The 5,187-nt window shown below is 59.9% G+C and carries 7 protein-coding genes; 5 read left to right on the forward strand and 2 right to left on the reverse strand.

Annotated elements, in window-relative coordinates; genetic code table 11:
* Positions 1-225: 225 nt before the first annotated feature.
* Positions 226-726: a low molecular weight protein-tyrosine-phosphatase gene (locus NW852_RS06870; protein WP_414364162.1), complete on the reverse strand. Its 501-nt coding sequence runs from the start codon at positions 724-726 to the stop codon at positions 226-228.
* A gap of 151 nt (positions 727-877) precedes the next feature.
* On the opposite strand from NW852_RS06870, the gene NW852_RS06875 reads away from it, so the two are divergent.
* Together NW852_RS06875 and NW852_RS06880 are read left to right on the forward strand one after the other, a co-directional pair.
* A complete protein-coding gene (locus NW852_RS06875; RefSeq protein ID WP_011430466.1) occupies positions 878-1,126 on the forward strand; it encodes a hypothetical protein in 249 nt (82 codons plus the stop codon).
* Positions 1,127-1,184: 58 nt separating this feature from the next.
* Complete coding sequence (locus tag NW852_RS06880; RefSeq protein ID WP_414426584.1) at positions 1,185-1,835, forward strand: ABC transporter ATP-binding protein; 651 nt, start codon at positions 1,185-1,187, stop codon at positions 1,833-1,835.
* On the opposite strand, the gene NW852_RS06885 is transcribed toward NW852_RS06880, so the two are convergent.
* On the reverse strand, positions 1,826-2,995 hold the full coding sequence (locus NW852_RS06885; RefSeq protein ID WP_414364155.1) for a murein hydrolase activator EnvC family protein: 1,170 nt from the start codon (positions 2,993-2,995) through the stop codon (positions 1,826-1,828). The genes NW852_RS06880 and NW852_RS06885 overlap by 10 nt on opposite strands.
* Before the next feature lie 417 nt (positions 2,996-3,412).
* Between NW852_RS06885 and eda the strand changes: the two genes are divergently transcribed.
* From eda to NW852_RS06900, 3 genes are all read left to right on the forward strand, one after another.
* Positions 3,413-4,150, forward strand: coding sequence for a bifunctional 4-hydroxy-2-oxoglutarate aldolase/2-dehydro-3-deoxy-phosphogluconate aldolase (eda, locus tag NW852_RS06890; RefSeq protein WP_414364154.1), 738 nt, complete (start codon positions 3,413-3,415; stop codon positions 4,148-4,150).
* 25 nt (positions 4,151-4,175) lie between these two features.
* The gene (ybeY, locus tag NW852_RS06895; protein WP_414364153.1) at positions 4,176-4,667 is read left to right on the forward strand and encodes an rRNA maturation RNase YbeY; all 492 of its coding nucleotides are present in this window, start codon (positions 4,176-4,178) and stop codon (positions 4,665-4,667) included.
* A partial coding sequence (locus NW852_RS06900; protein WP_414426585.1) for a diacylglycerol kinase family protein occupies positions 4,651-5,187 on the forward strand: 537 nt, incomplete at its 3' end. The genes ybeY and NW852_RS06900, both read left to right, overlap by 17 nt.

A 5,187-nucleotide genomic window follows, 5' to 3' on the forward strand; every position in this document is an offset into this window, starting at 1 on the left:
CATCAAGGTGTAGCTAAAAAAGGCATAAAAGACAATCCCAACCAAGACTGGAAAGAGCTGATCCATCCTGACCCTCCTGCCTCTTGCCAATGGTTGTCGGCAGCATGTTTCCGTTGATGCTCTGCCAAAGCTGCCGGGGCTTACTTGGAAACCCACGCTCAGGCTACCCAGAAGGGATCCGTCCGCCAGGCGGATTTCAGCAAAACTATAGAATTGAGCGAGAATTTAGGTGCGGCTGGGCAGCGGCGGGCATTGGATCCCGGGGATCAGGGATTCCAGCAGGCCGCTGCAGGCATCCCAGAGCAGCTCGATCACGTAGTGAAACCCCGCCTCGCCCCCGTAGTAAGGATCCGGAACTTCTTCATCGGTGTGAGAACGACAGTAGCTACAAATGAGGCGCACCTTGTCGGCATATCTTCTCTGGGGATCGAGGCTGAGGATATCGCGATAATTTTGCCGATCCATAGCCAGGATCAGGTCGAACTCCCGCAGATCCAAAGGATGAATTTGCCGGGCTTGGCCGTGCAGCTCCAGTCCATAGCGCTGGGCAACTTGTTGCATGCGGCGATCTGGGGGACTGCCGATGTGATAGGCGGCTGTACCTGCCGAATCGCAGAGAATGTCCCCCTCATGACCGCTGCTCTGCAGCAAGTAGTTGGTGATCCCTTCGGCAGCGGGAGAACGGCAGATGTTGCCCAGGCACACAAACAGCAGCTTTTGGCTCATGGATCCCTCGCCGGCAGTGAACATTTCTCCCCGCATTATCTGCGTTTTGCGGCCTAGAGTACAGAAGCAGGCGAGAGGGGATAGGGCCCTCAGGCGGCAGCGGGACAGATTCTTGGCCAGAATGGAGCTAGTTCCCCTGGTGAGATGTCTTATGCCAGATGCCACCCGCTACCCGCACCCGCAGGATGTGGCCAACCTCATTCTCTACTTGCAGACGGAGCTGGCTCTGTTTGAACAATGGGCCGCTCAAGAAGGGATCCCGTCTGCGGCTCTGCGCCCCATCGAGCGCTCCCAGGAGGCTTTGCGGCGAGCTGTAGATCAACTGGAGCTGCGAGAGTGGTACCGCGAACTCACCTATGGCTTCCGGGATCAGTTGGGGCGCCTAGAAGAGTGGTTGTAGCTGTCCGGCAGAGCTTTCCAGTGCCAAAATAACGACAACTCTCCCAGCACCGCCGCTTATGTTGCAGGTTCAGGATCTCTGCTACCACCCGGCAACCCTCTCTCAGCCAATTCTCCGGGATCTCTCCTTTGAGCTAGGCCTGAACCAGTTGGGGCTGATCGTGGGCAAAAGTGGGGCCGGCAAAAGCACCCTGCTGGAAATTTTGGCTGGCTTGGCGCGGCCCACGCGCGGGCGGATTGCCTGGGGAGGAACAGAGCTCTCTCCTCAGCAACTGCGCAGCATGGCGGGGCTGGTGTTTCAGTTCCCGGAGCGCCACTTTTGTGGCTTGACGGTGCTAGAGGAAATGCGCTTCGGCCACCCGGAGCTGCAGCAAAAGGAGATTGAAAACGTTCTCCAACAGGTGGGATTGGCAGGGATCCCTCTGTGCACCTCCCCCAACCATCTCAGCGGCGGACAGCAGCGGCGCTTGGCCCTGGCGGTACAGCTCATTCGCGGCCCTTTTTTACTGCTGCTGGACGAGCCGACGGCGGGGCTGGACTGGTCAGTGCGGCGGCAGTTGATCGAGCTGCTGGCCCGCCTGAAATCCACCTGGACGGTGTTGGTGGTTTCCCACGACCCGGAGGAGCTGTCCTCCATTGCCGATGTGCGGTGGATCTTGCAGGCGGGATCCCTGCAGCCGTTGCCGGCAGATGCGCTGCTTCACAAGTAGCGGCGGGGATCGACCGGCTGGCCGTTGACCCGCACCTCGAAGTGAACATGAGGCCCGGTGGAGAGGCCGGTGGAGCCGGCAGCGGCAATGGCCTGCCCCCGCTGTACCTGCTGGCCCACCCCGACGGCGACGCGGCTGTTGTGGGCGTACAGGGTGGTGATGCCGCCGCCGTGGTTGACGATGACTGTGTAGCCGTAGCCGCCGTACCAACCGGCGTAGATGACCGTGCCCCGGTCTGCAGCCCTCACCGGAGTGCCGGTGGGCACACCGAAGTCGATTCCCGCATGGAAGCGGCGGCTGCGATAGATGGGGTGAACCCGCCAGCCGAAGCCGCTGGTGATCGGCCCGCGCACCGGTGGGATCAACCGACCCGTGCCCTGAACCGGATCCCTGCCCCCCCGCTGCTGAGCCTGCTGGGCGATCAGTTGCTGGATGAGGATGGTCAACTGTTGGGAATCGGCTTCCAAGCGCCGTTGGGCTGCTTCATAGGCGGCGCGCTCGTTGGCCAGTCGGCCCACCAGTTGCTCTTGAGCGGCAGCCTGCTGCTGCAGTTGGTTTTTCTGGGCCGCCAGCTCCTGCAAGATCAAGGAAATCTCGTTGCGCTGCGCCTCCAAGGCAATCCGCTGCTGATCCACCTCCTTTGCCATCGCCTGCAGCTCTTGGATCAACTGCCGGTCGGCTTCGATTAGCAACTGCAACTGGTGGCGGCGATCGAAAAACTCGTTCAGGTCACGACTGGTGAGCAGCAAAGCCCACCAATGTTCTGCCCCCTGCCGCTGCATGTAGCGCAAGCGGGCGGCCGTGCCCTGCTGCTGCCGTCGCAGGCGGTCTTCCAGCTCTTTAAGCTCCTTCTGCGCTTGCTCTAGCGCCCTCTGGGCCTGTTCTAGACGATATTGGTTGTCGCGCAGGCTGGCTTCCGTCTGTTGGATGTTTTGCCGCAGGGATCCCATGCGGCGGCGGGCTTCTTCTTCCGCTTGGCGCAGCTCTCCCAGGCGGCGTTGGGTGCCCTGGATTTGTTGCTGGATCTGCTGCTGTCGCTGTTGCAGTTGGTAGACATTCTGCGCCTGAGATGGGGCAACCCCCCAGAAACTGCCCAACAGCAAGAGAGCGAGCCAACCGACCACCACCCATGCCTTCAGGCTGCGTATCCCAAGACTCATCACTCCCCACACCCTCGGCAACCAACCTACCGACCCTAAGAATACAAAGATTTGCAAGGCCTGATCGAGCCCAATCTGGCTATTGCCCGGTATCGCTACTCCAAATGGCAAACGACAGCAACCTCAACATCAACCAAATGGCAATAGGCTAGCCACCTACCTGCCAGCAAAACCTAAGGATAGTCAAAGCAAAGGCTCCAACCAAGGCTGCAGATGCGCATACCACCGTAAACACCAACTTTGCTCGTTCCTGACTTCCTCCTCAAAAAAAGAGTTTGTTACAATTTGTCATTGCTTTACTGACAGGTTGGCTTTGTCATTTTTGGATTGCAGCTAAAATCTTAAATTAACTAAAACTTTAAATTGAAGCCAAGCAACTGCAGCAGGGGAAATCCATGAGAGGTTACTTTCCCACAGATGGTGTTCGAGCATTCTGAAGGCAAATTTGGAGAAAGGTCACAGCACCCCTGGCTGCTCCACCTGTGGCAGGAGCCGCTAATCGCAGTGATTCGCCTCTCGGCCAGCCACGCTCAGGCCCTTGAGGGATCCACCTTGGCCATCCGGGCCGGGATCCGCCACATTGAGATCACTCCCCACGTTCCCCGATATCTGGAGTTGATTGCCCAACTGCGGCAAGACTACCCACATTGCTGGATAGGAGTGGGCACGGTTTTAAATCGGCAGATGGCAGAGCAGGCTTGGCAAGCGGGAGCCCAATTCTATGTTTGCCCCTTTACGGACGAGAGCATCATCTGCTGGGGTCGGGAAGCGGGGCTGCCCATCGTGCCCGGCGCCCTCACCCCTGGCGAGATCTGGAGGGCCTGGCAGGCGGGGGCAACGGCAGTGAAGGTGTTTCCGGCAGAAAGCCTTGGCGGATCCCGTTACCTACGCCACCTGCAACCGGTGCTGGGATCCCTGCCTTTGATCCCAACGGGGGGAGTCACCTTGGCCAATGCAGCAGAATATCTGCAGGCAGGGGCCTGGGCTGTCGGCATCGCCGGAGATCTGTTCCCAGCGGAGCTTCTTTCCCCGCGAGGGGTCGATCCAGACAGTTGCCGGCAAAAGCTGGAGAATCGGCTGCGGCAAACGCTACAACAGCTTGCCAACCAGAGAGCCGCCGAGGCCTGGCCCGAGCTGAGCAAACCACTAGAATAAGGTGCATGGTGTGAGTGAGGCCTGCATGGATGGATTCCTGGATCTGTACCTGGAGCTAAACGTCCCCAGCCCAGTTGAGGAAGCCACTTGGCACCGTTGGTTTGCAGTGTGGCTGCGAGAGCTGGGGGTGAAGGATCCCTGCGAGCTCAGCCTTTGCCTCACCTCCGACGAGCACATCCGCCAGCTCAACCGCGAGTTTCGCCACATCGACGCTCCCACCGATGTCCTGGCCTTTGCCGCCGAGGAGATGTCCACCCCTGTCGAGCTGCAGAAGATAACAGGGGTGCGCCTGCTGGGGGATATCGTAATTTCGGTACCCACTGCTTGCGCGCAAGCAAAAGCCCAGGGGCAGCGGCTGTCGCAGGAATTGGCCTGGCTGGCCAGCCACGGCCTGCTGCATCTCCTGGGATGGGATCACCCCGATGAGCTTTCCCTACAGCGCATGTTGCAGCAACAGCGCTACCTGCTTGCCGCCATCCAAGAAGATCTGGAGGTGACCCATGGCCAGCAGCCCTAGCCGTTTTCCCCAGCCGCTGCGTTTGGCGGCATTGCGACAGCGAGCTCCTTTTACTTCAGCGCAGGTCAATTCGGCCCATCCCTCCAAGGCAGCAGATGCGGGAGCCCAGGCTGACCTCACGGCGAAGGATCCCTGGCAGCGCCCCCCCTCGTGGCAGGTGGCCACTAGCCTCAGTAAAAGCTTCTACTATGCGGGAAAGGGCCTGCTGTACGCCGCCCGCACCCAGCGCAACTTTCGCATCCACCTGGCTGTGGCGGTGGTGGCCTTTGTCTTGGGGTTGGCCCTGCGGCTGAGCGCTGTAGAAATGGCCCTGATCAGCTTGACCAGCGGGATGGTGATGGCCTTGGAGCTGGTGAATACTGCCCTGGAAGCAGTGGTGGATCTGACCCTGGGCAGCCGCTATCACCTGCTGGCAGAAATTGCTAAAGATTGCGCTGCCGGAGCGGTGTTGGTGGCGGCGATGGCGGCTTTGGCGGTGGCAGCTTGGCTGTTTCTCCCCCCCCTGCTCCTATTGCTGCCA

Origin of the sequence: Synechococcus sp. H60.1 (assembly GCF_047462335.1) — a bacterium.
GTDB lineage: Bacteria > Cyanobacteriota > Cyanobacteriia > Thermostichales > Thermostichaceae > Thermostichus.